The 25,200-nt window shown below is 48.5% G+C and carries 29 protein-coding genes; 9 read left to right on the top strand and 20 right to left on the bottom strand.

Annotated elements, in window-relative coordinates:
* Positions 1–110: 110 nt before the first annotated feature.
* Entirely contained in the window at positions 111–644 is a 534-nt protein-coding gene (locus IEY39_RS20375; protein WP_188935040.1) for a DUF6036 family nucleotidyltransferase, read from the bottom strand.
* A 501-nt stretch (positions 645–1,145) separates the two neighbouring features.
* Between IEY39_RS20375 and IEY39_RS20380 the strand changes: the two genes are divergently transcribed.
* Together IEY39_RS20380 and IEY39_RS20385 are read left to right on the top strand one after the other, a co-directional pair.
* Entirely contained in the window at positions 1,146–1,865 is a 720-nt protein-coding gene (locus tag IEY39_RS20380; protein WP_188935042.1) for a hypothetical protein, read from the top strand.
* Positions 1,866–1,969: 104 nt separating this feature from the next.
* A complete protein-coding gene (locus tag IEY39_RS20385; RefSeq protein ID WP_188935044.1) occupies positions 1,970–2,296 on the top strand; it encodes a YdhR family protein in 327 nt (108 codons plus the stop codon).
* Between the two features lie 4 nt (positions 2,297–2,300).
* Here the strand turns inward: IEY39_RS20385 and IEY39_RS20390 are convergent, their stop codons facing one another.
* The 12 genes from IEY39_RS20390 to IEY39_RS20445 form a co-directional block, all read right to left on the bottom strand.
* Positions 2,301–4,097: a DUF5107 domain-containing protein gene (locus IEY39_RS20390; RefSeq protein WP_188935046.1), complete on the bottom strand. Its 1,797-nt coding sequence runs from the start codon at positions 4,095–4,097 to the stop codon at positions 2,301–2,303.
* A 3-nt stretch (positions 4,098–4,100) separates the two neighbouring features.
* Entirely contained in the window at positions 4,101–5,915 is a 1,815-nt protein-coding gene (locus tag IEY39_RS20395; protein ID WP_188935048.1) for a DUF4091 domain-containing protein, read from the bottom strand.
* 60 nt (positions 5,916–5,975) lie between these two features.
* The gene (locus IEY39_RS20400; protein WP_188935050.1) at positions 5,976–6,446 is read right to left on the bottom strand and encodes a hypothetical protein; all 471 of its coding nucleotides are present in this window, start codon (positions 6,444–6,446) and stop codon (positions 5,976–5,978) included.
* 108 nt (positions 6,447–6,554) lie between these two features.
* Complete coding sequence (locus IEY39_RS20405; protein WP_188935052.1) at positions 6,555–7,247, bottom strand: hypothetical protein; 693 nt, start codon at positions 7,245–7,247, stop codon at positions 6,555–6,557.
* On the bottom strand, positions 7,237–7,905 hold the full coding sequence (locus tag IEY39_RS20410; RefSeq protein WP_188935053.1) for a LysE family transporter: 669 nt from the start codon (positions 7,903–7,905) through the stop codon (positions 7,237–7,239). Before IEY39_RS20410 ends, IEY39_RS20405 begins: the two co-directional genes overlap by 11 nt.
* Positions 7,902–9,683, bottom strand: a complete 1,782-nt coding sequence (locus tag IEY39_RS20415; protein WP_188935055.1) for an NRDE family protein — start codon at positions 9,681–9,683, stop codon at positions 7,902–7,904. The genes IEY39_RS20410 and IEY39_RS20415 overlap by 4 nt, the downstream gene beginning before the upstream one ends.
* Positions 9,671–10,177, bottom strand: coding sequence for a DinB family protein (locus IEY39_RS20420; RefSeq protein WP_188935057.1), 507 nt, complete (start codon positions 10,175–10,177; stop codon positions 9,671–9,673). Before IEY39_RS20420 ends, IEY39_RS20415 begins: the two co-directional genes overlap by 13 nt.
* Entirely contained in the window at positions 10,174–10,584 is a 411-nt protein-coding gene (locus IEY39_RS20425) for a DoxX family protein (protein ID WP_188935059.1), read from the bottom strand. The genes IEY39_RS20420 and IEY39_RS20425 overlap by 4 nt, the downstream gene beginning before the upstream one ends.
* Positions 10,585–10,596: 12 nt before the next feature.
* Positions 10,597–11,040, bottom strand: coding sequence for a YHS domain-containing (seleno)protein (locus IEY39_RS20430; protein ID WP_188935061.1), 444 nt, complete (start codon positions 11,038–11,040; stop codon positions 10,597–10,599).
* Positions 11,041–11,054: 14 nt separating this feature from the next.
* Positions 11,055–11,522 carry a YHS domain-containing (seleno)protein gene (locus IEY39_RS20435; protein ID WP_188935063.1) on the bottom strand — a complete coding sequence of 156 codons (468 nt, stop codon included), beginning with the start codon at positions 11,520–11,522 and terminating at the stop codon, positions 11,055–11,057.
* 103 nt (positions 11,523–11,625) lie between these two features.
* The gene (locus IEY39_RS20440; protein ID WP_188935065.1) at positions 11,626–13,101 is read right to left on the bottom strand and encodes a sensor histidine kinase; all 1,476 of its coding nucleotides are present in this window, start codon (positions 13,099–13,101) and stop codon (positions 11,626–11,628) included.
* A gap of 11 nt (positions 13,102–13,112) precedes the next feature.
* A complete protein-coding gene (locus tag IEY39_RS20445; RefSeq protein ID WP_188935066.1) occupies positions 13,113–13,814 on the bottom strand; it encodes a response regulator transcription factor in 702 nt (233 codons plus the stop codon).
* A gap of 143 nt (positions 13,815–13,957) precedes the next feature.
* On the opposite strand from IEY39_RS20445, the gene IEY39_RS20450 reads away from it, so the two are divergent.
* The 5 genes from IEY39_RS20450 to IEY39_RS20470 are packed head-to-tail and all read left to right on the top strand — an operon-like array spanning position 13,958 to position 17,205.
* Positions 13,958–14,899 (top strand): hypothetical protein, encoded by a 942-nt coding sequence (locus tag IEY39_RS20450; protein ID WP_188935068.1) that lies wholly within the window; start codon positions 13,958–13,960, stop codon positions 14,897–14,899.
* Positions 14,900–14,906: 7 nt separating this feature from the next.
* Positions 14,907–15,323, top strand: coding sequence for an OB-fold protein (locus tag IEY39_RS20455; protein WP_188935070.1), 417 nt, complete (start codon positions 14,907–14,909; stop codon positions 15,321–15,323).
* Positions 15,324–15,345: 22 nt separating this feature from the next.
* Entirely contained in the window at positions 15,346–15,735 is a 390-nt protein-coding gene (locus IEY39_RS20460; protein WP_188935072.1) for a c-type cytochrome, read from the top strand.
* 4 nt (positions 15,736–15,739) lie between these two features.
* Positions 15,740–16,279 (top strand): YceI family protein, encoded by a 540-nt coding sequence (locus IEY39_RS20465; RefSeq protein ID WP_188935073.1) that lies wholly within the window; start codon positions 15,740–15,742, stop codon positions 16,277–16,279.
* Positions 16,276–17,205 (top strand): DUF5777 family beta-barrel protein, encoded by a 930-nt coding sequence (locus tag IEY39_RS20470; protein ID WP_229689008.1) that lies wholly within the window; start codon positions 16,276–16,278, stop codon positions 17,203–17,205. Before IEY39_RS20465 ends, IEY39_RS20470 begins: the two co-directional genes overlap by 4 nt.
* Here the strand turns inward: IEY39_RS20470 and IEY39_RS20475 are convergent.
* The 3 genes from IEY39_RS20475 to IEY39_RS20485 are packed head-to-tail and all read right to left on the bottom strand — an operon-like array spanning position 17,202 to position 20,792.
* Positions 17,202–17,939, bottom strand: coding sequence for an SDR family NAD(P)-dependent oxidoreductase (locus IEY39_RS20475; RefSeq protein WP_188935075.1), 738 nt, complete (start codon positions 17,937–17,939; stop codon positions 17,202–17,204). The two genes, IEY39_RS20470 and IEY39_RS20475, sit on opposite strands and share 4 nt — an antisense overlap.
* Positions 17,926–19,572 (bottom strand): sodium:solute symporter, encoded by a 1,647-nt coding sequence (locus IEY39_RS20480; protein WP_188935077.1) that lies wholly within the window; start codon positions 19,570–19,572, stop codon positions 17,926–17,928. The genes IEY39_RS20475 and IEY39_RS20480 overlap by 14 nt, the downstream gene beginning before the upstream one ends.
* Positions 19,569–20,792, bottom strand: a complete 1,224-nt coding sequence (locus IEY39_RS20485; protein WP_188935079.1) for an enolase C-terminal domain-like protein — start codon at positions 20,790–20,792, stop codon at positions 19,569–19,571. Before IEY39_RS20485 ends, IEY39_RS20480 begins: the two co-directional genes overlap by 4 nt.
* Before the next feature lie 153 nt (positions 20,793–20,945).
* On the opposite strand from IEY39_RS20485, the gene IEY39_RS20490 reads away from it, so the two are divergent.
* Positions 20,946–21,692 carry an SDR family oxidoreductase gene (locus tag IEY39_RS20490; protein WP_188935081.1) on the top strand — a complete coding sequence of 249 codons (747 nt, stop codon included), beginning with the start codon at positions 20,946–20,948 and terminating at the stop codon, positions 21,690–21,692.
* Positions 21,693–21,731: 39 nt separating this feature from the next.
* Positions 21,732–22,313, top strand: coding sequence for a TetR/AcrR family transcriptional regulator (locus IEY39_RS20495; RefSeq protein WP_188935083.1), 582 nt, complete (start codon positions 21,732–21,734; stop codon positions 22,311–22,313).
* 6 nt (positions 22,314–22,319) lie between these two features.
* On the opposite strand, the gene IEY39_RS20500 is transcribed toward IEY39_RS20495, so the two are convergent.
* The 4 genes from IEY39_RS20500 to IEY39_RS20515 form a co-directional block, all read right to left on the bottom strand.
* Entirely contained in the window at positions 22,320–22,772 is a 453-nt protein-coding gene (locus IEY39_RS20500; RefSeq protein ID WP_188935085.1) for a DUF1569 domain-containing protein, read from the bottom strand.
* A 75-nt stretch (positions 22,773–22,847) separates the two neighbouring features.
* Complete coding sequence (locus tag IEY39_RS20505; RefSeq protein ID WP_188935087.1) at positions 22,848–23,786, bottom strand: helix-turn-helix transcriptional regulator; 939 nt, start codon at positions 23,784–23,786, stop codon at positions 22,848–22,850.
* A gap of 424 nt (positions 23,787–24,210) precedes the next feature.
* Positions 24,211–24,801: a YdeI/OmpD-associated family protein gene (locus IEY39_RS20510; protein ID WP_188935089.1), complete on the bottom strand. Its 591-nt coding sequence runs from the start codon at positions 24,799–24,801 to the stop codon at positions 24,211–24,213.
* A 9-nt stretch (positions 24,802–24,810) separates the two neighbouring features.
* Complete coding sequence (locus IEY39_RS20515) at positions 24,811–25,194, bottom strand: DoxX family protein (protein ID WP_188935091.1); 384 nt, start codon at positions 25,192–25,194, stop codon at positions 24,811–24,813.
* Positions 25,195–25,200: the final 6 nt, after the last annotated feature.

Here is a 25,200-nt window from a genome sequence, read left to right on the forward strand (position 1 = left end):
ACCAGAATTGATGTAGCATAGCATTGTTTTCCATCATTTGCCTGAGCCTCTCCATTGGAGGTTTCGAAAGCCAAATTTTTAACTGGAGGTCTTTTATATTTTGTGGAGTGTCATTCATGATTTAAAAGATCAAACGTATTTAATTTCAGTATTCCCATCCATAAATTGATATATTCCCAGTCAAGATTGTCAGATGCAACAAGATTTCTAATGTCCGCCATTTGAATCGCTGACTGCAGTTCTTGGATCCAAATCAATTTGGAGATAATAAGATCTTCCGGGGAAACAACATAAATTGTTTTTCCAAAGAATTCCATTGGAATTCTTCGAGTGAATTCGTTTTGTCGGAATGGTTCATTTTTCAAGACAACAAAATCTGCTTTAAAGCCAGTGGCGTGGTCAATAATGTTAAACATTCTTCTGTTTTGCACTGCATCTTCAATGGCATCTTTATCACAATAATATCCCTCTTTGAAATTTTCCACAAAACGATCGATATCCTGCGGCCTCAAATGGACGACGAAATCAAAATCCTGTGTAGCTCGGGGAACAATATATAGACTCATGGCAACACTCCCCGACAACATATAGGGAATCTCGCAACTATTCAGAACATCAATAATTTTTTGAAAAAATCCTTCCATTCCGAAGTCAATTTACTTTAACTGAGCCTACCTGTCAAACTTGGCTTCGAATTTATGCATATTAGAATGATAATCAATGAAAAATTGGCAGCTGCGAGAATCAAGACAATTCAGGTAAACTACTAAAAATCAGGAAATCGGGTAGTAAACGGTTAGATAATTGCCGCGTTAGCGCTACACTCTCTTCAACCCGCTGACCTCCAGCGGTTCTTAGTTTTCGCAATATTATCCGAATGTCGCTCATAACTCACATCCTGTTGATCGACGTTTCATCTTTCTCCTCATGGCAACTTGATCAAAATCGCGGCACGGGGCTAATCATATTAAATATTTGTATAATTTTAAAATAACCCTTACTTTGCATCTCATTAGTGTAAAACCTGCCTCTCCATACCTTTACTGCTTCCCTCTGCCAGAGATCCTTCTAACGTAGCAGGGTATCGAAGATACCGATCTTATCCAAACTGCATTTTTTTCTTCATTTTTTAAAAACTTAAAACCATGAGAAAGCTTTTTGCTTTATGGCTCTTCATTCCTTTTGCAGGATTCGGCCAGGTTAAAAATGTCGTTAGGTCCGAAAGGGTTTTCCCGAAAATGGATAAGATCGGAGAGTTCGAAAAGGCCCTTACCGCCCATGCCCAGAAATATCATACAGGCGACTGGAAATGGCGGGTCTGGCAAATCCAATCCGGGCCTGATGCCGGCGGATTCATGATCACCGAAGGTCCTAACAGTTGGGAGCAGATCGACAAGAGGGGCGATCTGGGTACTGAGCATATGGAAGACTGGAACAAAAATGTTTCGGTGTATCTTACCGACAGGTTTTCGGCCCAGTATGGCGTGTTCGAAGAAGAATTGAGTACGGTCCAACTGACGGATTATGCTGATAAGATCGCTATCACGCATGTTTTCCCAAAACCAGGCATGGGCGATCAGGTAGAGAACCAGTTAAAAATGGCCAAAAAGGCATGGGCCGCCGGCAACCAGACAGTCGCGGTCTATTCCACCAGCGCATCCGGGCCTGTGCAATATCTATTAGTCTACAGATACAAACAAGGGTTAAAGGAAAGAGAGAAAGGATTCCGGGCGCCATTTAAGGACAGGTATGAGACGGCAAACGGAAAGGGTTCGTATGGAGAGTTTATGGAGGGCATAAGCAAATATACCGATCATGGATGGTCCGAAATACTATTCTTCAGACCCGACCTGAGTTCGAAATAAGATGCGCAGGGAGGCAGGCCAATGCCGCACAAGGCGAGCCATCGCCGGCTTGCCGAATAATGCTTTTGCTAACCCTTCATTGATTACTCACAAAAACGATAACGATGAAACAGAAAATTTTAATCACGAAATACAGTTACAGCTTATCCCACGCTGAGTTCAGGCAATTGCTACTTGCCGTTGCAGGCGATTTTGCTGCCGTGCCGGGCTGCCAATGGAAAATATGGCTGATAGATGAAGAAAAAAAAGAAGCCGGTGCTGTATATCTTTTTGACAGCGACGAAGCGCTGAACACATTTAAGGCAAGTCCCCTCGTTCAATCAGTGCTGTCGCATCCGGCATTAAGTAATTTTGATCTCCGCGAAACAGATATGGTCAGCGAGCCCGGTATAATCACGAGAGCTCCGGTTCCGGTTCCTGCTATGGCTTAGAAATTTATTCATACTCTCTGTACGCTCCGAAATGAGCCAGCCTGTCTTCACCCAGTGATGTGGGAATGGGAAGGAAGGGAATATGCAATTTATCTGTTATTTGCTGCCAAAGCCCTGTACGAGTATACGTTTGATGCACTTTCTGGAAGGGCACGGATAAGAGCAGATCTTTCGCCTGCTGAGCTTCGCCCTTATCGATGAGAAGCTGAACCTTCCTTTCGATGATCCACTCGTCTTTCAAGGCATCTACCGCCGACAACCATTGTTCCCGCTGAGAGAGGGTCTGTGGACCCAGACTGCGAAGCAACTTATCCCTTTCGACTACTACCTGGGGATGTTCTTGCAGCCACGGCTCCCTGACAGATTCAATCGCCCCCACTGCTGCCGTGTTATTCCCTTTCAACCGGAATAGTCTCGCCAGCATTACCTTAGCAATACCCAGATTGCTTTTTGAAAGAACTTTTATAGCATCATCCGCTGCATTACGACCCGCCAGCCAGGTTCCATAGTAAAAACGCCATAGTTCATTATTTTCAGGTTTACTATTATGCATGGCCCACAGAAATGCCGAATCGAGGTTTTCCATGCCGGAAGGGGCCCAACAATTTTGGTCAATAGCCGGAGGCTCCGGCAATTTGGTTTTCAACCTATAGGCGTTTGAGAGATCTTTCCAAATCCTTATTTCTGCAGCCCTTGCCCATTGAAAAAGCGGAACTGCTCTGAGCGGCCTTAAATGAACAACCGGAATTTTCAAAGAATAAATGTCCAACGGTTTGTCAGACGGAATCCAGTATTCCAGGTGCCATTTTGTTTCGCCGGGTCGCAGCTCCGCCTTGACCGACTGGTCACTCAATGGTCCACCCTGTATCTCCAAATAAGTTTGATGTCGTGCTGTACTCAAAACAGCCCAGGCACTGTCATCTCCGACCCCATAGCTCCATAATTTGATGCCGCCCGCGATAGTTGAATCCGCAATATGGTATAAACCCGTTCCTATAGAAGGAGTAAAGGCCCCGAATGCGTTCACATCCTTTGTTTTCCAGAAATAGCCCGTCATTTCTTTTATATCTGATTCAGTCTTAGGTCCCTTCCTTTCCCAATCTATCGTATCCACAGACGAAGCATGGGATAAAACGTTGCCTTTTGGAAAATCAAACTTCGTATCCGCAGCAGAAGGCAGGGCAGCATTGGACCAGGACATCCATGGGTAGGATGAACTACCGGGGTTATAAAAGACTACGCGTTGGGATAAAAAAGAATCTTCCTTGCCCAGGGAATATTCTACTGACCATTGCATACCAAACCTCAACTCCCTTTCGCCACAGGTGACATAGATCCGCTGAGGGGTTCGGTCGATCTGATAAAGGACCTTTTCGTTCTGAGAAGGTGAATGTGAAATAGGGAAGCTCACTTCAATACCACCTGCCACAAAATAAAACCTTGGTAAAATCCTGGTATACCGGATAATTCCGGGCACATATAAAACTTCCCGCCCCGAAGGTTTATGGATCAGTGAAAATACTTTTCCGCCCAGGTCAGGGCAGATAGTAATCTTAACCAGGTCGTTTTCCAATACAATAAAATGATATTTTTTCAATACCGGCCTGTTCGAAGTCTCGCAAAAACTAAGATAAGGATATACTCCATTCGGATCAAGGGCAGTAGGAATGGGGCCAAAGGGAGTTAATTGATGTGTCAAAATATAGTCGTCGTATTCCGTGCAGAACAAGCCGGTGCTGGCCTTAACGGTATTCAATATCAGGATGCAGACGAATATTGTTATTGAAGACTTACTTTTCATAATTTACCTCGCCAGCTCATCGCTGAGTTCCTCCATTATTTTTTTACTCTTATCCATATCAGCTATTATTTTTTCCGTATTGAAATCATGTTCAAGGAGGAATGTTTGCAAATGGTCGTTCAATTCTTTTATCAGGTTTTTGATCTTTTTATCCGGCGATGCAGATGCCTTCTCTTTTAATATCCTGATCTTCTCATAATCAACGATCCCTTCTCTTAATTTTTCAAAGCGGATGCAGCTGTTGCCGCCGGGATAAACCAGGAAGCAGTCACCAGCCGGCCATATTGCATGTCGCGCATCACGGGAAGGGTCTGCCGGCCATGCGTCATAGGCCCAGCGCAAAAATCCGTTATACCCATGAGCCGCGGCATACCAGCTCAGCCACCTGCCTTCTACCGGTGGAGAGAAAACAAAATCGTTTGGTTTTGGAGGATTGCAACAGATGTAATATGTCGAAGTGAAACCTCTTGCGGCTCTTCCTTTCACTGCATTTACATCCGGCTCCTTGCCATAGAGAAAGCAATAATCATTCAGCAAAGTATCCAATTCCGGATGCCAGTCCCCTGCATAGGTTATCTTCCACTTTTTTGAGTGCGCCCTGATGACCCGGATGGCTGCAAGTGTTTGTTCCATCGTATTCTCATTTATGCCGAGATATGTTTTATCCAACCACCCCTGCTTTTGCAGGTGTATTTGCAGATGACTTAGAAATGCATTCCAGGCCTTTTTGAAGGCTTCGGACCCGGGCGCCCATTCTTCATACATATAGTCACCTGTCGTTTCATCAAGGTAGCGGAAACGGTTGCCCCAGGGAACCGGCGTATAAATAGTAATGGCTTTATCTATACCAGCTTCCATTGCCAGTCGGACATACTCATCAAAAATATGGTAGTCGAATTTCCATGAACTGTCCTTCTTTCTAATCCATTGGATCATGGTCTCTTCGATCATATAAGAATTATCGGCCCATGGGGAATGAACAGCATACGTGGTGATATATTTTCCACCAGCCCCTGCATACAATGCCAGATGTTTTTTCAGCAGCATTTTATGCTCCTCCGACCAGGGCCGCACATGATTGTACCAGGCAACTACCCACGGATTTTGCCAAAGGTCGAGCCTGTACTTCCATTCATGTGGTGCGGGTAGTTGCTCTTGCTGCACTTTTACACTTATATGTAAAAGGGCATTGTAGTTTTTGCATCGTACTTCGAGGTTCCCATTATAAACACCCGGTACGATAGCGGAAGGGATGTCAATGGAGATCCATACCGGCCGGACAGTACGCCCGGGTACGGCAAATTGCTCAAATGCCTCGAATCGATCAGGCATCAGGTAAGCTTTTTTATAGGGAGAAACATCGCAGGTAGCATTGGGTGTATTATAGGGATAGTTTGACACTACATATCGTACCATATTCATTTGAATATTTTTTTTATCCATCACCGGGCCTCTTGAGTTGACCAGGTCATGGATGATAAACCGCACCTGTTCCAGGGTATCCGGCGACCAGACCAGGACGAGTGCGTTTAAACGTTCTCCTTTCCATCCTACTGCCTGCCAGGTGGTTGTCTCCTTTACGTCAGGAACCTCCGTCCTGAAATAATGCCGGTCAGTGGATGCAAAGGAAACCTTCAGGCCATGTTTTTCATCCAGCCAGCGGGTTGCATCTGTAGTGCTATCGAATATATATTCCGGGAGGTAATGGGGTTGAGGCGCCTGAAGATTGTTTAAGTCTATGGCAGCTTTTTCAATTTGTGCATTGGTAAGTGTAGGAAACAGACTGTAAATTATAATGGCAGCAAGGATTTTCTTCATATTGCAGCAGGTGTTAGTTCAAAGGGATAAAGTTAGTCCCTTTTCTTATAAACCCTTCTGCTAGATATGCATCAGCGCCACAACAAGCATGATCCAGGCGAAAAGTTCGAAAACCAAACGGAGCGGGCTTAAGGCAGTCCATTTTTTTACAATGCCTTGCAGGCGTGCCGCTTCGATGGTTTCGGGCTGCATGATCTTACGGATCATAACCGGGATAAAATAGCTAAAGGTGATCACCCGGTTGATAAAAACAGCCACTGCCCCTGCCAGCAAGTAAACGTGCGCCCCGCCAGTATGATTCCAGGCTAGGGGGATATTGATAACTGACAGTAAAACTTGTGCCGGCGAAGCAATCGGCCAAAAACGTTTGGCGGCAAGGATTTGCCCGGATGATTGCAGCTTGGCCCGCAAGGTAAGCGGATCTACATTATGTTCCCAGCCAGGGTATATAACCAGTATTTCGTAAAGGCCACCGCCCATACCTAGCGTCACGGTCAGTAAAAGCAAAACGGCTGCGATTATAGTTATCATGTCGCTAAATTAACAACCTACGCAGCAGGTCGCGAGGGCTTTTCGGTTAGCGTAACCGTTTTGCCGGCAAGTACACGAAAATCGCTGCCTAACGAGCGGATCTTCCCCTCAGTTCGGCGTGTTTCCGTTTTTGAGCCGCAACAATATAGTAGACGGATTCATATACCTTTCCCTTCCTTTGAAGAGCAATTTACTATTGCCCGCTTGCGCCGATGGCTGGAGCCCAAAAGCACTCCGGACGAAGCAACTCCAGGCTAACAGGGAATATCCTAGCCCATGCGCGATGCAGAGACTATCCGTTGCAAATTCCAGCCTGTCGACATAACGGCTCGACAAATGCCCGGCCCCAAGCCGCAACCATCCAAACAGGTTCTTATGCCGGAAGTCGCTGACATGACTCAATTCATGTCCGGCTACGCCCACTTTGGCATCGAAGGGGAGCCGGCCAAACAGGATAGGCGAGAGCTTCGTGGTGGTGCTGTCGCTGATGGTAACCACAAAAGCCCGGCGCCCGAGGCCGAAATGAGCGAAATAATATCTCCAGTCCCGATTGGTGGTGAGCGGGCTTTGTGCATGACGAACCCGAAACCGAATGCGGGTATCCCGCAGCTCGGGGAAATGGCTTAAGGCCAAAAGTATGGGGGCTTTGTATATGTCAGGTATCACTTTGTGGGTGCCGTAGAGGACGATGGTGCTATCCGCCGGTGGCGTCTTCTGGCGCGGGATACATTCACACTGCGCATGCAGACCCGATGCGGAAAGCATCAGCATCAGGATCACCAAGAGACGGTTATTGGTCATTGGAATCATAGGCGACAGCAGGCTTCCATTTTTTAAAGAAGGTGTTGCGCATCTGGCCGACTGCCGTGATCAGCAGAGCAATGCCAACGATCCAATTGAGCAGCACCTGCTTGCTACCCAATAGTTGGATAAGATAGCCGCCGGCCAGCCCATAGATGCAAAAAGCAGCGCTTGTCCCGGCGCCGATAGCGATTATATAAAGGTTGTACGATCCGGACCGGTCAGTCAGGATCTTTTTCGATCGCAAAAATGCGGTCCACCCCAGCCAGAAGGGGAGGTGTAACGGATTGGTCAGACTAAGCAGGAATCCTGAGATCATCGGGTTGAGCAGCGTGAAGGGGAGGCCGGCGCGAAAGGTCTGCATTTGCCAGGCGGCGACAAGACTGTTGAAAGCCAGGATTAACAGGATAATACTGGTGAGGATACCGAAAACGCGAAAGAAATTGGTCAGTCTTTCCAGCCGCTTGATAGCTACCAGCGCCACTCGAACCAGCAGCATCTCCACGGATATGGCTGCCACCGAAAAACCGATAGCGCCTGATGCGTCATGTCTGAATGCATAATTGGCTACACTTAGATTCAAAGTGCCCAAGGGCAAGGTGCCGACGAAACTGATCGCCATGGCCCAGCAAAACAACATAATCTTTTCTTTCATCATCGGTTTAACAATTTCATATAACGGGCGTGATCCTTTAACATCTTCAATCCCGCTGAGGTCTTCATCAGGGAGATCTTGTTCCGCCTTGCATTTATCAGGCTGATGGTATAGAGCAGGCGCCAGTGACGGATGATCTCTTTCCATGCAAAGAACAGGGAATGATCGGGATCATAGATATGTGTCGGTTCGCTCCCGGCGCCATTGAGCTCGATGATGGAGAACTTCCTTCCCTGTAGAAGACTACCCCAATCGGCGAATCTGATATCCAGCCGACCATAATAGAAATCCGGGATCTGCCGGCACACGCTGTCGATCATGTCCGTTAGTTCAGGTGTGATCCGATCTGTCCAGTCGAAGAACTTTGCCCCGCGACAGTGGTTTCCGTAAGGAACGAGGGTATGCGAAATGCCTTTGGGAAGAACTGTTTCGAGAAGATCACCATAGTGTTGGGCCAGCACCGGGAGTTGTAAATGGAAGCGGGGTGTCTGTCTGAGCAATGTACGGATGGTAGAACGGCCATCGCCGGTGACCGCAAGCAACTCTTTTCCGACGATGCTGGTGATAAAACCTTTCGGCTCGCCCGGTATCCTTGCGTAAAAGATGCCTACTTCATTATCATAAGGAATATATTCCTGCACCAGGAAGTCGACCGGACTCGAACGGCAGTAGGCTTCCAGCTCGTCGGTTGTCTTTACGAGACTTACCTGGGTTCCGCGTTCGCCTATATCGGGTTTGGCGATCAGCGGAAAGGTGAAACTCCTGCTTTCCAATTGCTTTTTCAGAATAGCCCAGTCGGTGCCTCTCAGGCACAGCTGGGTGCGGGGGTAATATTTGCCGGGTATCTGGTTGTAGATCTCGCTTTTTCTTTCATGGGTGAAGCCGGCATATTCAATACGGGGATTAGCGGCATTAAAGAAGAAGAACGATCTGGCCTTGAGGCTAAGCCAGAACCAATAGGGGTAGATCGGACCGTATACGACATGAGTCGGCCAGTATTCCCAATGTGTCAATCGTGTCCAGAACCGGCTAAAGGACCAGCCAGTTCGTTTTGGCGGACGCAGGCGATCGCAACTACGGCCGAATGTCGCGACGGAATCCTGGCCGCTACGGAGATCGCTATGGATCATCCGGGAGTCTTCGTCCGTCATAACAATGGAAGTGACGCTTACGGTGAATGTGCGGCCGTCCCTGTTCATGACAAGGCTGTTCCGGACATCGCCGTTACCGGCCGTCCGGTGGAAGCCGAGAACATCGTCGGGCGCGATCCGATCGGTTGTGCGTAGCCAGCCCTCGAACCACTGTTCTCTGGCCTTCGCGGTACGGTCGTCATAAAGCGTGGCGGAAGACCAGATATGGGGTTTGGCCGTGTTCAAAGCCATGGAGTGTTTTCGGGAACCATCCCATCGGCAGTCCCACAGCTTCCCGGTGGAATACAACACCAGGGTAAACGGCTCGATACCCTTGAGGTCCATTTGCCTGAACTGCTGTAACGGGTCCGGCGCCCGCATGATCTCCAATAAGATGACGCCTCTGCTTGCCCGGTAGGGTAGGATACGGAGATGTCTTACAAATGCTCCGTTGAGCAACACCCCCGCGACGCCTTTGTCCTTGAGCACGATCCAGCTGCCGCCGGCGTCAGGATCTTTGGGATAGATTAGTTCGTCCCCTCCGGCGGAATAGATCTGTGGTTCAATAGCCACCGAGCGGGATCTGCTTTCGTCCCGGTTGGAAGTAAGGTAGAAGCCGCCCGCGGCCGGGATGAAGGTTACCGTGCACATGCTTTCCTGTATTTGATCGTAGACATGGCCACGCCAAAGGCTGGCGACAGCGACAGTTGGGAAACTTTGTCAATCCCAATCCGCAACAAGGCCATATGATGTACGGTATGTTCGAGATTATAGACCAGCTCCCTGTGGAAATTGGTAGGCACATTATCCGGAGCGGTCTCCGACGACCCAAAGGATACTGAAAGCGTCAAGGGCTTGTCTTCATAGTCCAGCATGGTGGCAATCCCCTCGAGAAGGATCCGGGCATAGCTCCGGCTCGTCTCAATGCGGAGATCACGCTTCCGCTGGTCGTAGTTGACGACACCGGTTTCATAGCCAAGGAACAGTTCGACGAAGAATTCTATAATATGCCGGGTATGCTGGCCGAGCGAGGCATTGGAGAGTACTGCTAACCTGGCTGTATATTCGTCGTCGGTGAGTCCATCCAGCATGTCTTCCAGTTGGAGCAATAATTCCTGTACGGACTCGGTCAGACGTGGATTCATAAAAAGTGGGTTTTGTTCTTTTGAAACAGATGGAAAACCTGGTATCTGCGAGACCAGGCGAGGATGCTGCAACTGATGAAAACCAGCACCGCGTAGATGAACAACTGACCGGAATCATCTTGCACCACGATGCCTAATTTTGTCAGGTGGAAGAAGATGGCGCCGCTCATCAACCCTACACCGATTAAAGCGCCGAATGCGGTGGTAGCCGGGATGAGGATCAATATCGACGCGATGAGTTCTCCGATGCCGATGCCAATACGGCCCCAGGGTTCCATTCCGAGAGTAGAAAAGATATAGACGGACTCCGGCGCCGCGGTGAATTTGAAGAACAGGGTCTGGAGCATGATCACGGCGGCGAGCCCCCTTAGGATCCAAAGCCCGATAGCTGTTTGCTGAGGTGTCATTTTGATGGGGAATTATTGTTTATCCTTTAATTCAGGCCAGTTCTTGTCCGCCTTTACGATATTGGCTGGCTGATCCTTTTTCCACATTGATTTTACTTTCAAATTGTAATTGAAGTAGAGCTTATCGTTGATGACGGTCCATGTTTCGGGCTGGGTGGGCGCTTTATGTCCTTCGGCCATCCCATATGCACAGTAACCGCCGTATTGAGGACAGTAATGTTCCGGGTCTGCCTTGAAGGCGTCTAAATTCGTACGCGTGGAAAACAACCATTTGACATCCTTATAGGTATAGGAAAGGTTGTCGGCGCCCATGACGGGTTTGGCTTGTTTGAAGAAGGCAACAGCATCATAACCGTTGAGGGCTTTTCCGTTAGGCGCAAAGACCTCTTGTTTTTGAGCTTTGACGCTTACAAAGGAGGCAAAAGTAAAGGCGAGGGCAAATAGTGCTTTTTTCATTTTTGAAGTTTTTATTATTGCGAGAATTTCATCCAGTTCTTATCGGCGTTGGCTTTCAGGTGAGCTTCGTCCTTATTCCAGGACTTCAAGGTGTTGTTGAAGAATTTATTATAGAAGAGGTACAGCTTTCCGTCGATGATCTTGAAGGTTTCAGGATCAACACTAACTTTGTCCCCGCTGGCCCCCATCGCGTAGGCACACCAGCCGCCATATTGAGGTTCATATCTGCCGGGATTTGCTTTAAAGGCATCTCTGTTGCCGGGAGAAGCAAAGCGATACATCACGCCCTGGTATTCGAGGGTAATGTCTTTTCTCCCCTCGACGGGTTTGCCGTTGGTGAAATAGGCCACGGGGTCGTATCCCTCGATGGCCAGCCCTGATTTGTCGAGATTGAATTGTTTTTTTCGGGCATCTGCAGACTGGGCGGATACGCCGGCCAGAAAGGTTATGGACACAAGAAGTGTGGTAAGAAGTTGTTTCATGCCGTAAAGGTCGTCTTACTTTATCCCCTTGTCGTCGCGGAAGTATAACAGATGTATAACAAATGTCTCACACGACGTTGCGCATTGCCGTGGAATCCGGGCTTCAGGCGTTTATCGGCAATTGGAACCAGAAGGTCGTTCCCATACCGGGAGCACTCTTTACATTGATGGTAGCGTGGTGGAGTTCGATGATTTTTTTGACGATGGCAAGGCCCAGTCCGGAGCCTTCCGCATTCCTCATCTCATGGGCCGGGAATTTCTTGTATCTGTCGAAGATGTATAGTTGGTCGTTCAGCGGTATGCCTATGCCCGTGTCGGCAATGGCAATCTCCAGAGCAGAGCCGCGGTCTTGCAGCGTGATCGTGATCTTTCCACCTTCCGGAGTAAATTTCAAGGCGTTGTCGATAAGGTTTTGAATAGCCCTTTCCACCAGGGCGATGTCGGCGAACACCGGCGGAAGATCTTCCCGGGCCTCAGCGGAAAAACTGATGCCTTTCTTTTTTGCCAGGATATCATATTTCATCAGGATATCCGAGACGAGTTCAGTGAGCAGGAAGGCCTCTTTCATGGGCTGTACCTGGTTGGCCTCCAGTTTGGAATATTCGAACAGCTGTTCGACAAGATGGGACAGTTTTTTCAGGCTGCTCATTACGATCGAGAGATAGCGCTTTCTTTCCTCATTGGAGAGCGTGTCTCCTTTTATAACCAGGGTCTCGACATATCCCTGGGTGATGGCGAGTGGACTCCGGAGATCGTGCGAGACATTGGCGATGAGTTCTTGCCTCAATCTGTCCATCTCCGTGAGCTTGTTCATGTTGCTGACGATGGTGTCCGCCATTTCGTTGAAAGTAGACGTCAGTACTCCCAAATTCCCCTTTGCGTATCCCTGGATCCTGGCTTTATGATCACCGTCCTTGAAGCGCATTACGATGGCTGATATCTTGCAGATACTGTCGGTGATGAGGAAGAAGGTGATGGTACCGACGAGGAAGGCCACGAGGAGGGTTGCGTAAAAAAGAACCGTACCCAGGCTGTGGAGGAAATGCCGGTTGAGCGCCGCGGATATGCTGGCTTGTTTTTCGCTTGCGAGGATGGCGTAAACATAGCCTTCGAGCCGGCCTTGGTCGAAGATCGGCGCTGCAGAGAAAATGGTCTTTTCACCGGGGTTCTTCGGGTTGTCACCCGTGACATAGGTGTAGGCGCCGTCTTTAAGGTATTGTTCTATCGGTGCGAGATCAACCCGGGAAGTCTTTACCGACTTGTCCGGTACGACGAAATCGATGATCTTCCCGGTGGTGTCGAGCAGATAGACCTCGACACTGGGGTTGATCACCATGATGGAATGGATGATGTCGTGTGTCACGGCGGTATCGGGCTTCCCGTCCTTGAGTGGTTTCGTCATCCGGGTAAGATGGGCGGCGACATCGCCGTAGAGCTGCTCATTGATGGCGTTGAAATTTCTCTTGGACATCCAGGAGGCGATAACTACATAGGTAATGCCCAGGACGATCAACAGGGAAGTAAAGACGGTTGTGATCTTCCAGAATAACATGTTGTTTTTGATCGAGCTGAGCGGCATCTGTGTGTATTTTATAATTCTTCGTTGAAGCGGTACCCAACACCCCAGGTGGTGAGGATATATTGAGGGTGGGAGATATCGGCCTCTATTTTGCCTCTGAGGCGATTGATATGCGAATTGACCGTATGTTCATACCCATCGAAATCGTAGCCCCAGATGAGATTCAGCAATTGCTTTCTGCTATAACTCTTTCCAGGGCTGGAAGCCAGAAGGGTCAGGAGATCGAATTCCTTTGGTGACAGGTCGATCCTTGCGCTATTGAGCGTCACCTTCCGCATATCGATGTCGATCAGCAGGGCGCCATATTGCATTTGTGGTTTGACATATCCTGGATGTTGCTCTTTGGCGTCGTCCCCACGTCGAAAGATGACTCTTACCCTGGCGATGAATTCCCTGACGCTGAAAGGCTTTGTCAAATAGTCGTCAGCACCCGTCTCGAGTCCCAGCACCTTGTCGATCTCTTCCGATTTTGCTGACAGGATGAGGATAGGGGTAGGGTTGCCGGAATGGCGCAGGCGCCGGCATATTTCCATGCCATTGATGCCGGGTAACATCAGGTCGAGGATGAGGAGGTCGAAGCCTCCTTTTAACGCCATATCCAGGCCATCCCGGCCGTTGCGCACACTTGTCACCTTGCATGCCAGGTCGGTGAGATGTATCGTCAGCAGCTCAATGATCTGGCTATCGTCTTCTATGATCAGTACATTCTTCATCGGTTCGATTATTCGAAGAGCTCAAAATTGGGTAAAAAATAGCATCCGAAACCACCCGAAACCGGTTGTGATACAATTGTTATACTTCGGCGATAATCATGGGATATGGGGTTTCTAGTTTTGTGCCACAAAAAATGATGAAAATGAAAAGAATCCTTTTAGCAATGCCGGTGGTAGTAGCGCTGGTAGCTTCGTTAGCATCCTGTAAGAAAAACAACAATAGTAGTGCTCCGTCGGCGAAAGATCCGAATACGGCCCCGCAAGCGTGGATCGACCGGTTTAGTTCTGCTGCAGGCCATTTGCAGGTAAGGACTGCGACCAATGGTCTTCCCGCGGCTAATGCGCCTGTCAATTTCGATCAGGGTCCGTTTATTACCCGGGGGTTTTCTCCTGCGGGGAAAGTTGTTGACTATTACAACTTTGATGTGCAGCCAACGGCACCGGCTCCGATATACGTGTTGATCAAGTCCGGGCAGACCACACCTGTAACCGGGCAGCTGAATATTATCGATGTAATTCCGGGTGAAGCCGGATACAACGACTTCTGGCAGATATATAACGTAACCGTGCCCGCAGACTATGTTGCAAACACCATTACGAGCTACCAGGAAATTGTCGCAAAAGGATATTCTGTCACACCAACCAGCGCGATTGTGAATTGCCCGGTAGTTCCTAAGGGGTCTACAGCTACCATGCGATATCCCGCGGGCAGCGGCGCTGGACTGATCACGGGATGGTATAAGGATACGGCTGTCTATTATTTCACTTTTGGGGAAAAGGCGCTTTCGGTTAATGCCAGTGGGCAGGTGCCGACGGCCCCTATTTATGTCTCCTTCAACATCAATCCCGGTCAGCCCAATGGCGGCCCCGCTTCCGGATTTAAGACGGAGCCCGGATCGACACAGACCCATAATGTGATCGCCTCGTTGCCTTCGGATGCCGGCTATTCCCCACTTTGGGCAGTGACGGTATATGACAACAATAGCTTTGGATCCGTGAAAGACCTTCCCAGTGCTACTGCCGCGCCTGTGCTTGTACCTTTTGCGGGCAATGTCAACTGCCCGGTAGTCAACATCCAACAATAGGGATGGTATGCGAAAGAAATATATCATGGTCGCCCTTCTTGGGGTGCTTCTTTCCGCTGTCGCCGGATGGGCTTTCTACCTCTACAATAAGCCCCATCGCAACGTAGCCGGTGTACGGGCCGTGGCCGAGATCGACGCTGCCGGGTTATATGCAGCGTACAAGCAGGACGAAACTGGCGCTGATAGAAAATTTGTGGGCAAGGTGATCGAGGTGAAAGGAACGATCATCACTGTACAACTGACCGACAGCACGGCCAATGTCCGGCTGGGTGCGGCGGGAACCGATGGGGCAGTGAGTTGCGATTTCCTGGTGGGAAAGGGTACAAAACCCGATCTCCCTTCAAAAGGCTCGGCTGTCGTCATAAAGGGAAGATGCACGGGGTTCCTGGAGGATGTGAACCTTGTGGATTGTGTAGTAGAGTAACAGACTAAATCAGAATCAACGAATGAAAAAGATCATTATATCCGGTATCCTTGGCCTTATGGTACTTCTGGCAGGCATAGCCGGTTGCTCCAAACAAAACGAGGACGCCTTGTCCAAAAAAGCTGGAGCAGCAGGCTGTGACACTACCAGTGTGCAATATGCGGCGGACATCGTGCCGATACTGCAGGCTAACTGTTACGAATGTCATGGAAGTACAACCAATTCGGGAAGCGGCGGCATCGTTCTGGACGGGTATGCCCATCTACAAAGTTGGGCCGCCAATGGATATCTCCTCGGGACGATTACTCATGCTCCGGGTTATGTGGGAATGCCTTACCTGCGGCCGCAACTGCCCGACTGCGAAATATCTAAAATAAGGGCATGGATCGATCAGGGAGCAAAAAATAATTAACCAAATGAACAAGTATATCATTTTCATAGCGCTGATCTTCTGCGCTGGCTCTTCTTACGGTCAGTTGTATTATTCACGCACAGGATCCATCGGTTTTTACGCGAGCACGCCGTTGGAAGACATCAAAGCGGAGAACAACCAAGTTTATGTGTTGATCGATATCGGCAAACGGGAGCTGGCTTTCAGCTCCCTGCTAAAGGGATTCATTTTTCCAAAGGAGCTTATGCAGGAACACTTCAATGAGAATTATGTGGAGAGTGACAAATTTCCCAAGGCGACGTTTACCGGCAACTTTACCGGGTCTGTCGATGTGAAAAAAGACGGCAGTTACCCGGTGCAAGTGAAAGGAGAGCTTACGCTTCACAATGTGGTTAAAATGGTTGAGCTGCCCGCAATGTTGGAAGTAAAGGGGGGAATGATCATGGCCACGGCCCACTTGATGGTAAAACCGGAGGATTTTCAGATAAACATTCCTTCCGTGGTGAGGAACAAGATAGCCAGAGAGGTTTCGATCAATGTTAACGCAAATTGTAGTCCCAAATGAAGATCCTGAGTGTGCAACTAAAAAGAAGAGTGATCATCGGTCTTGGTCTGCTTATCCTGGTGACAAGGCTGCCAGCGCAAGATAATTTGCTTAAAGTTCTGGACGACTCGCTGAAAACGGGCGCCGGCCACAGCCACGTTACGGGTACTTTTAAGGCTACCCGCATCGTGAACCTGCAAACCGTGGAAGCTCCGGCCAGGGGAGACCTTAATTTTACGATCCAGCACCGGTTTGGTCAGCTGAACAGCGGCTCTTACAACTTCTTTGGCCTGGACAATGCGACCTTGCGGCTAGGGCTGGATTATGGGTTGTCCGACCGGCTTGCCATTGGTGTCGGCAGAAGCACGGTGGATAAGACCTTCGATGGTAATGTAAAATACAAGCTACTGCGGCAGACAGACGGATCGGAGCGGATGCCGGTGACGGTTGCAGGGTTCGGCAGCGTCAGTTATTACACGATACGATCCCCGGACAAGACTTATCTCGATGCCACCTACCGGACGGCCTACGTGGGGCAATTGCTCATCGCCCGCAAATTCAACCGGATCTTTTCGGCCGAGATAGTGCCCAGTTATCTCCACTACAACCTGGTGCCGTCGGCAGTCGATAAAAACGACGAGTTTGCCGTGAGTGCAGGTGGAAGGATAAAGATTACCCACAGAATGAGCCTGAATGTCGAGTATAACTACCTTCTGCCGAATCAGGTTCAGTCGGAAAAAGTATATAATTCTTTTTCAGCGGGGTGGGATATCGAAACGGGCGGACATGTTTTTCAGCTTATCGTCACGAATTCGCAAGGCCTCATCGAGTCCCAGTATCTCGGCCGCACCATGGGCAACTGGGGAGATGGCGGCATCTATTTCGGCTTTAATATTTCCCGGAATTTCAACCTTGTAAAGCGTACCGTGCGGAAATCCGTTTATTAAATCCGCCGGTAACCGAGCTCGGCGCCTCCACTGACAGGCATGATAAGCCCGGTTACAAACCGGGCTTTTTCGGACAACAAAAAAACGCACACATCGGCAATCACATCTCCTTCGGGGCAATAACCCAAGGGATGAATTTCATTCAGGTAGCGTTCCATGTCTTGCGCGTTTTCCTGGGCGGCATTCCATTCCCGTAACATGGGTGTCCAAACACCGGCAGGCGCAACGGCATTCACCCGGATGTGAAAGGGGGCATAGTCGAGGGCCATCGATTTGGTAAGAGCATTCATGGCGCCCTTGGTCCCACTGTAGGCGGCGTGATTTTCCTGACCGATCTCACCCACCAGGCTACTGGTATTGAGAATACAGCCCTTCGACTCGCGAAGCGCGGCAAACGCATATTTAGTCGTGTATAATATGCTTTTCACATTTATGGAGAACAGATCGTCCCATTGCTGCCCGGTTGTTTCGTGCAAAGGCTTTGCGGGGTGGGCAATGCCGGCATTATTGTGAACGGCATCTATCCGGCCATATTTGTCCAGTGTATACTGTATTGTGCGCCTCACATCCTCTTCCTTTGATACATCCGCAAACAACACATCTTCTGTATTGGAGGCAGCATCATTTGAAACGGTGACTACGGTCGCGCCCTGAGCGGCATAGGCCCTGGCGCATTCAAGGCCGATGCCCTTCGTACCTCCCGTGAGATAAATTATTTTATTATCTAAATGCATAAAATAGAATGATCATTAGCAACAGCAATACCAGCGACAAAACCTTGTAATTGCCGATCCCTTTCCAGCCCTTGCTTTGCAAAGGCTCCTTTAACGAATTCCAATACAAACGGGTACCGGTTGACACACCTGGATAAGCATAAGAGAAAACCACCTGCATCAGCAGGCAAATGCAAAATAGGTAAAATGCCATCATCATAAAGGGTATCCTGCCCAGAAAAGTACCGGGATATAATTTATTGATAGCAAATACCATCGCACCCAGGCAGGAACCGATCCAAAGCGTGAGCCTGGCGGAAGCCGCAGAAGCTTTTCTCCAGAAAACGCCCACTACAAAAACGCAGGTAATAGGTGGTGCTATGTGCGCGATGATCTCATTGAGTCCGTTGAATATGCTTTCATACCTGTTGAGCAAAGGCAACAGGCATAAGGAAAAGATCAACGCAATTCCTGCCGATATTTTACCTATGCTGATAAGCCGGACGTCGCTGGTCTGAGGCCGGTAGCGCTTATAAATGTCATAGCTCACCATGGTGGAAATGGAATTCAGGGCGCCCGATACCTGGCTCATGAGACCCGATAGAAGCGCGGCTACCAAAATACCGATAAGGCCTGTGGGCAGCAGCTGCGTGATCATTAGTGTATAGATTCCTTTACTGTTGACCACCGGGTGACCCGACGGATCGAGCCTGGTAATAGCGCTGAGATCGAGCTTGCCCGAGTGTGCGAGTGCAAAGGCAAACAGCCCCGGCATGACAAAAATGAATACCGGAAGTATTTTTATGAAGCCGCAAAACAAGGGCCCAACTCTTGCATGGTTCTGGTCCCTGGCCCCCAATACCCGCTGTACGATGGTTTGGTCTGCACACCAATACCAGATGCCTAATACCGGATAACCTAAGAATACCGCATACCATGGCATACCGCTACCATCGCCTGACGGCCGCATCATGGACAATTTGTCCAGATTATGTGTTGTCTGCAATACCTGCACCATCGGATGCCAACCATTCATCCGATGATAGGCAGACACGCTGATGATCACCGCCCCGATGATCAAAACTACGGTCTGAATGGACTCTGTTATCACAACAGCTTTCAGGCCACCGACGATGGTATAAACTGCCGTAATAACGGAAATGATGCTGACACTCACATACATATTAAAACCGAACAGCGTGTTTAAGACGATGCCCCCCGCCAGCATGGAAAAGGCGATATGGATAATAATTGCCGAGACCACCGAGATTCCCGTCAGCCAGTCGCGGCTTGCCCGGTCATATCTTTTCTCCAGGAAATCCGGCAATGTGGCGACACCCGATCTTATATAGAACGGCGCAAAAAATAAGGCCAGCAGGATCAGTGTAAAGGCCGCCATCCATTCAAAATCCCCGTTGAGAAGGCCCGTGTCAAAGCCACTCTGGGCAAGGCTTACCAGGTGCACCGTAGAGATATTGGTTGCAAATAAAGCCAGGCCGATGGAAGGCCATCGTAATGATTTGCCTGCCAGAAAATACTGGCTGGCGTCCCCGCTTTTGCTGGCCCGTTGTTGCCTTATACCGGCCCAAAGCCCCAGGGCAACGATCCCAAGGATATAAACAACGCTAATGATGATATCGGGTAGCGCGATCATAATTTCAGGTCGCAGCTGCTACCGGGTTCCTGCGGAGTCAGGTATACTCCATCCCGAATTTTGGCGGGATGCACAAAGTAGGATGAGAGGTGTGGGATATGTTCCAGGAACACCACTCTATGCCCCATAGAAATATGATTAAATAAAACCAAATGCTGGTGCAGCTGGCCCATATCGCCCACATGTGGCACGACCGGGATCCCAAATTTCCGGCAAAGCAGGCTTACGGTAATGAATTCACTCACTCCGCCAACCCTCACGGCATCCACCTGGATAAATCCCACACAGTTGCTTTGCAGGTAATTTTTAAAGATGATCCGATTAGGGACATGTTCACCCAACGCCAGCTTTGTAGGAGCGATGGCATTGGCAAGTATTTTATGGCCCAGGATATCATCGGGATGTGTCGGTTCCTCTATCCAGTACGGACGGATGCCCTGCAACTTGTGGCAAACTGCTATAGCCTGGGGCAGATTCCATTGTTGGTTGGCGTCGAGCATTACCTTAACGGCATCACCAGCTGCCTCCCGGACAAGATTCGCGCGGCGGATATCCCTTTCCGCGTCCGGAGAACCTACTTTTAATTTTAATGCAGAGAAACCGGCGGCTACCGCCCGCTTTACGTTTTCCTGTACTTGCTGATCGCTGTAATTGAACCAGCCAATGGATGTATCGTAACCGGGATAACCTTTTTCAATGATCCTCGTCCTCTCCGACATCCCTTCTTTGTTCAGCCGAAGCAGCGCGATGGCGTCTTCACGGGTTAGTTCGTCCTCGAGATAAGACAGATCGAGCGTATTAACGATTGCTTCCGGCGAGAGATCGGTCAGCAGTCTCCACAGAGGCACTCCACGGCGTTTTGCCCATAGATCGAAGCAGGCATTGGTAACAGAGGCAAGGCCTAGATGTACAACGCCCTTGTGCGGGCCGAGCCAGCGAAATTGCTGTTCATTCGATAGTTCACGAAAAAGGGAGCCGAAATCATGCATCACCTCCTCGATGTCTTTCCCTTTCAGCTGTTGCGCATAAAACGATGCCGCCCGGCATACGAGGTCGTTCCCTTCTCCCAGGGTAAAGGCAAGGCCGGTACCGGTTAGCCCGTTTTCATCCGTCAGCTGCGTGACAGTATAGGAATATACAGGGTTTTTATGAATGGCGTCGCTGCCGGCGCCGTCATGCAAGGGAAATCGTTTGTCTATGACACTGCAATGTTTTATCATATCCGAGTACTGTACTATTCTATACTATACCACTCCAAAGATATTGTTTAGTTTCTTATTTCCAAGAATATTTATTTGGAACATTCGTTCCAATAACTTTACCTTTGTTGCGGAACGATCGTTCCATATCTTTTAACACTTCAACACATTTTTATGAGCAGACTTCAGGGAAAAATAGCAGTCATTACCGGCGGCAATAGCGGCATTGGTTTCGCAACCGCCAAAGAATACCTCGCAGAAGGTGCAAAAGTGATCATCACGGGGCGCAAGCAGCAGGCGCTGGATGAAGCCAAAGAAGCCCTTCAGGGAAAAGTGCTGACCGTTCTCAGCGATACAGGAAATATGAAAGATATCGGGCAGCTGAAAGGCAAGATCGAGTCTCTTGCACCGAAGATCGATATTCTTTTTGTCAATGCCGGCATCGGCAAATTCGCACCCATCGATCAGGTGGATGAAGCGCACTATGATGAACTATTCAATATCAATGTGAAAGGTGCTTATTTCACTATCCAGCAATTATTGCCCCTCTTCAATGACAGTGGGTCCATCATCCTGAATGCGTCCATCAACGCACATATCGGCATGGCAGGCAGTTCTGTCTATTCAGCAACCAAAGGCGCCCTGATTACGATGGCCAGGACCCTGTCTGCAGAGCTGCTGGACAGGAGGATCCGGGTCAATGTTATCAGTCCTGGTCCCGTCACGACGCCAATTCTGGGGAAAATAGTACCCCAGGAGCAGGTTTCGCAGCTACGGGAAGGTATCATTGCAAAGGTTCCCCTGGGCCGGTTCGGCAACCCTGAAGAAATAGCCAAGGTAGCCGTGTTCTTCGGTTCCGACGATTCGTCCTTTGTATTGGGAGCAGAATTGATAGCCGACGGGGGAATGGCGACGTTGTGATTTTTAGTAATTTTGGAACGAAAGTTCCAAACACCCTCCATGCCAAAAACAAAACAGTTTGATGAAACGGAAGTGCTGAGAAAAGCAAGGAATGTATTCTGGGTGAAAGGGTATAACGGCACTTCCATGGATGAATTGGTGCGGGCGACCGGTCTGAGCCGTTCCAGTATCTATGATACTTTCGGGGACAAGCATGGGCTATTCGTCCGCTCCATTCAGCTCTATGGGCAGGAGGAACGGGAGGCCCTCGCCAAAATCATGCAAAATGATTTCTCGCCAAAAAAAAAGATCCACCTTCTGTTCAAAGGGATGATTGGAGATATCCTGGAAGATAAGGACAATAAGGGCTGCTTCATCGTCAATATTATCACTGAATTATCCTGCCTGGATAAGCAGGTTACTGCCATGGCCAGCGAGGAAATGGCAAGATCCGAAGAAGCCCTTTTCCAATGGGTCAGGCAGGGACAGGCTGCGGGCGAGATCAATAAGTCGCATTCTGCCAGGACACTGGCCCGCCATCTGCAGAATACCATATATGGTTTGAGAGTTACAGGAAAGGCTGGAGCAAATAGGGCCATCCTGGAAGATATTGCCAAAGCTGCCCTGTCTGTTCTGGACTGACCTGTATTACGCGGAAAACTGTTTTAGATGATGATCCGTATGCAGGTATTGCAATGCCCCCCAATCTTCTTTACTGAATTTTCCAAAATAGGGGTGCCTCCCGGGCCCGGTTCCCGCTCTCATCTGGTAAAATGCATCCAGGTTTTCAAGCAACCTTTTCTTCTCGGTGTCAAAATCCCTTTCATCTGCTATTTGATAGTCGGGGAAGGTTTTCTGATTTTGGCCAAGGTCCCCTTTTTTCACCGCATTGAGGACAATCTTCTTCACAAGGGTTCTCATAAGGAGATTGCTCTTGTCTTCAAATGGCAATTTGCCGGTGGCTTTCTCAAAGCCAATGGAGCAATGTGCCATCATTTGGGCAATCTGCATTTTGCCCCATTTCCGAACATTATTACTGTGGAGTGATGCTACCCGCTGGCGGATTTCCCGGAATTCGTTCTCGTTGAATAATGATCTCATTTTGTATTGTTTTAATTACAATACAAAAATGGATCGAGGCAACTGACAGCTGTATGTCAATTGGGTCTTGAAGAACTACAGATTTTTTGAAATACCAGCCACGATATCCTTTAACAGAGCCTTTAAGTCGTTCGTTTCCAATATTTTGGCGTTGTCCGCTATGGTGATGAACCATCTTGCGAAAGTCTGAAGACAGGTGGTTTCAAAGGTCATTTCAATCTCATTCCCTTTTTCCTGCTGATTTATAAATCCGTATTTGTATTTCTGCTCTTCAATGTAATGAGCCACCTCTTTATTGATGCTGATGACAGGTCTATAGATCGTTTCTTTCTTTTTCAGGCTTTCAAAATATTCCTTCAGGCTGAAGTGTTCTTTTGAAAAGGGCTTGCCAGTAAGTCTGATCTGAGAGGTCCTGTCTATTCGAAAATGTCGATAGCTTCCGGTATCATGATTAAAAGCAATGGTGCTCCAAACCCCGTTCTCATTATAAATGCCGATGGGCTCTATAAGGATGGTTCTTGAATTGGACGAGTCGAGTACGGTATAGGTCATCTGCAAGATCTCTTTATCAGTAACACTTCTCAATACCAGCGGCAGTGTCTTGTCCACTACGATGCTTTTCTCCGAACTTTTGATTACACTGATGCGGTTCCCGATCTCTTCTACAGTATTTTTTTCACCACTCCTTAGAACTGATTTTACTTTAAAGAGGGCTGACTGAAAATGCCTGTTGTTATCGGTATCCGCATATTTGTCGATGATCTTTTCCGCCATGAGGAATGCGATGGCTTCCTCCTGGGTAAACATAACAGGAGGAAGACGGTATCCTTCCATCATGGAATATCCTACGCCAAGCTCTCCCAATATGGGTACGCCCGCATTGTTGAGCGATTCTATATCCCTGTAAATAGTCCTTAAGCTTACCTCGAACCTGTCCGATAATTCCTGTGCGGTTACCAGTCGCTTGGATTGGAGGTGGATCAATATGGCGGTGATGCGATCGAATTTATTCATTTTAGATAAGTACTCTTACTGCAAATTTACCATCTTAACGGTTATCGACCCTATGTAATAGCAGTCATTGCGCCTGGACTGACCGTGCCAGGCGGCAATCTGGTATTATTACATATCATCGGCGGCCTGAATCATTTCATCGGCGCTACGCTTGCCCACAGCGGATATGTTCGCACCCGCGATCGGGAATTTTCTGAAAAAGGCGTGTCAAGAAATGATCTTGTGAATGGCTGGAAGCGCTTATCCCGATGATCAACAAAACATTGAATGCTCTCACCCGGGAGCAAATGGACGCTGAATTCCCGCTAACTTTCGACAATGCAAAGAATTCTACCAGTTACGTCTTGGTATCGTTGTTGGCGCATTTAGATTATCATCTTGGGCAGGTAAACTATCTCCGGCGCATTATAGAATAGCCCCTTTCTCACCGCATGTTCAGATCATTTAATCCTATTCCTTTGAGAATTTGCGGTATGCATTTTTTAACCCTTGCCTCCCGGGTCTTAGCAAGTTTGGGTGCAGAAAAATAAAGAAGGTATCCCCTTTGCCGACCCGGCGTCAATGCTTCAAACGCCATTTTCAAGGTAGGCATCTTATCTAATTTTTTTTGAAATTCTTCAGCAACGGCGAATTCTGAAGTCTTTTTTAATTTCACTTCCAGGCCGACCTCCTCCAATTCAATGGCTTCGTAAATATAAGCCTTCAGGATGCTTTCCAGCTTGACTATTTCCCGGACACTGGTAAATCGGATCTGGCGTGGCCCCTGGACATTCTTCGTTTGTTGTATCAGGATGCCGTTGGGGTCATTTAATAAAGCGCCTTTGAAGAACAAAAGCGCGCAATATTCTTTGAATCCATGGATTAAAACTATGTTTTTTTGTTCAAAGGTATAACAGGCCTGACCCCACTTCAATTCTTCGATCAGCCCACAGTCAAGGATGATCGTTCTCAATCGCTCGAATTCTTCCTGCCACTGTTTGGCCTTGTCAAAAAAGAAATCAACCCTGGGATTCATGGCATTCGTTTATTGGGTGACTAAATTGATCTTTCTATCCGCGGGCCTGAAATACCAGGATACCACCGTCAGGATCAGCAACCACAACGAGGGAAACATATCCTTCACGGGACTGCCCGATGCGATGTGCGAAAATAATGCTCCCGACATGGCAAAGAAAAAGCCTATATAAGCCCATTCTTTTAGTATCGGAAATTTAGGGATAAGCACCGCTATAACTCCCAAGATCTTCCAAATTCCTAAGATAGTCATAAAATAAGCAGGATAACCCAAATGGGATATAAAATCTGCTTCCGTTTTCACCCTGAGCACTTGTACTATTCCGGTTGATAGCATTCCCAAGGAAAGCCAGATAGTAGCGATCCAATAGATGATTTTACGTGTCTTTGTCATAGTATG

This window comes from Puia dinghuensis (assembly GCF_014642875.1).
In the GTDB taxonomy this organism is placed as follows: domain Bacteria; phylum Bacteroidota; class Bacteroidia; order Chitinophagales; family Chitinophagaceae; genus Puia; species Puia dinghuensis.

Coding starts and splice junctions, on each gene's coding strand:
- IEY39_RS20375 (WP_188935040.1), bottom strand. CDS start 644: ATGGAAGGATTTTTTCAAAAAATTATTGATGTTCTGAATAGTTGCGAG.
- IEY39_RS20380 (WP_188935042.1), top strand. CDS start 1,146: ATGAGAAAGCTTTTTGCTTTATGGCTCTTCATTCCTTTTGCAGGATTC.
- IEY39_RS20385 (WP_188935044.1), top strand. CDS start 1,970: ATGAAACAGAAAATTTTAATCACGAAATACAGTTACAGCTTATCCCAC.
- IEY39_RS20390 (WP_188935046.1), bottom strand. CDS start 4,097: ATGAAAAGTAAGTCTTCAATAACAATATTCGTCTGCATCCTGATATTG.
- IEY39_RS20395 (WP_188935048.1), bottom strand. CDS start 5,915: ATGAAGAAAATCCTTGCTGCCATTATAATTTACAGTCTGTTTCCTACA.
- IEY39_RS20400 (WP_188935050.1), bottom strand. CDS start 6,446: ATGATAACTATAATCGCAGCCGTTTTGCTTTTACTGACCGTGACGCTA.
- IEY39_RS20405 (WP_188935052.1), bottom strand. CDS start 7,247: ATGACCAATAACCGTCTCTTGGTGATCCTGATGCTGATGCTTTCCGCA.
- IEY39_RS20410 (WP_188935053.1), bottom strand. CDS start 7,905: ATGATGAAAGAAAAGATTATGTTGTTTTGCTGGGCCATGGCGATCAGT.
- IEY39_RS20415 (WP_188935055.1), bottom strand. CDS start 9,683: ATGTGCACGGTAACCTTCATCCCGGCCGCGGGCGGCTTCTACCTTACT.
- IEY39_RS20420 (WP_188935057.1), bottom strand. CDS start 10,177: ATGAATCCACGTCTGACCGAGTCCGTACAGGAATTATTGCTCCAACTG.
- IEY39_RS20425 (WP_188935059.1), bottom strand. CDS start 10,584: ATGACACCTCAGCAAACAGCTATCGGGCTTTGGATCCTAAGGGGGCTC.
- IEY39_RS20430 (WP_188935061.1), bottom strand. CDS start 11,040: ATGAAAAAAGCACTATTTGCCCTCGCCTTTACTTTTGCCTCCTTTGTA.
- IEY39_RS20435 (WP_188935063.1), bottom strand. CDS start 11,522: ATGAAACAACTTCTTACCACACTTCTTGTGTCCATAACCTTTCTGGCC.
- IEY39_RS20440 (WP_188935065.1), bottom strand. CDS start 13,101: ATGCCGCTCAGCTCGATCAAAAACAACATGTTATTCTGGAAGATCACA.
- IEY39_RS20445 (WP_188935066.1), bottom strand. CDS start 13,814: ATGAAGAATGTACTGATCATAGAAGACGATAGCCAGATCATTGAGCTG.
- IEY39_RS20450 (WP_188935068.1), top strand. CDS start 13,958: ATGAAAAGAATCCTTTTAGCAATGCCGGTGGTAGTAGCGCTGGTAGCT.
- IEY39_RS20455 (WP_188935070.1), top strand. CDS start 14,907: ATGCGAAAGAAATATATCATGGTCGCCCTTCTTGGGGTGCTTCTTTCC.
- IEY39_RS20460 (WP_188935072.1), top strand. CDS start 15,346: ATGAAAAAGATCATTATATCCGGTATCCTTGGCCTTATGGTACTTCTG.
- IEY39_RS20465 (WP_188935073.1), top strand. CDS start 15,740: ATGAACAAGTATATCATTTTCATAGCGCTGATCTTCTGCGCTGGCTCT.
- IEY39_RS20470 (WP_229689008.1), top strand. CDS start 16,276: ATGAAGATCCTGAGTGTGCAACTAAAAAGAAGAGTGATCATCGGTCTT.
- IEY39_RS20475 (WP_188935075.1), bottom strand. CDS start 17,939: ATGCATTTAGATAATAAAATAATTTATCTCACGGGAGGTACGAAGGGC.
- IEY39_RS20480 (WP_188935077.1), bottom strand. CDS start 19,572: ATGATCGCGCTACCCGATATCATCATTAGCGTTGTTTATATCCTTGGG.
- IEY39_RS20485 (WP_188935079.1), bottom strand. CDS start 20,792: ATGATAAAACATTGCAGTGTCATAGACAAACGATTTCCCTTGCATGAC.
- IEY39_RS20490 (WP_188935081.1), top strand. CDS start 20,946: ATGAGCAGACTTCAGGGAAAAATAGCAGTCATTACCGGCGGCAATAGC.
- IEY39_RS20495 (WP_188935083.1), top strand. CDS start 21,732: ATGCCAAAAACAAAACAGTTTGATGAAACGGAAGTGCTGAGAAAAGCA.
- IEY39_RS20500 (WP_188935085.1), bottom strand. CDS start 22,772: ATGAGATCATTATTCAACGAGAACGAATTCCGGGAAATCCGCCAGCGG.
- IEY39_RS20505 (WP_188935087.1), bottom strand. CDS start 23,786: ATGAATAAATTCGATCGCATCACCGCCATATTGATCCACCTCCAATCC.
- IEY39_RS20510 (WP_188935089.1), bottom strand. CDS start 24,801: ATGAATCCCAGGGTTGATTTCTTTTTTGACAAGGCCAAACAGTGGCAG.
- IEY39_RS20515 (WP_188935091.1), bottom strand. CDS start 25,194: ATGACAAAGACACGTAAAATCATCTATTGGATCGCTACTATCTGGCTT.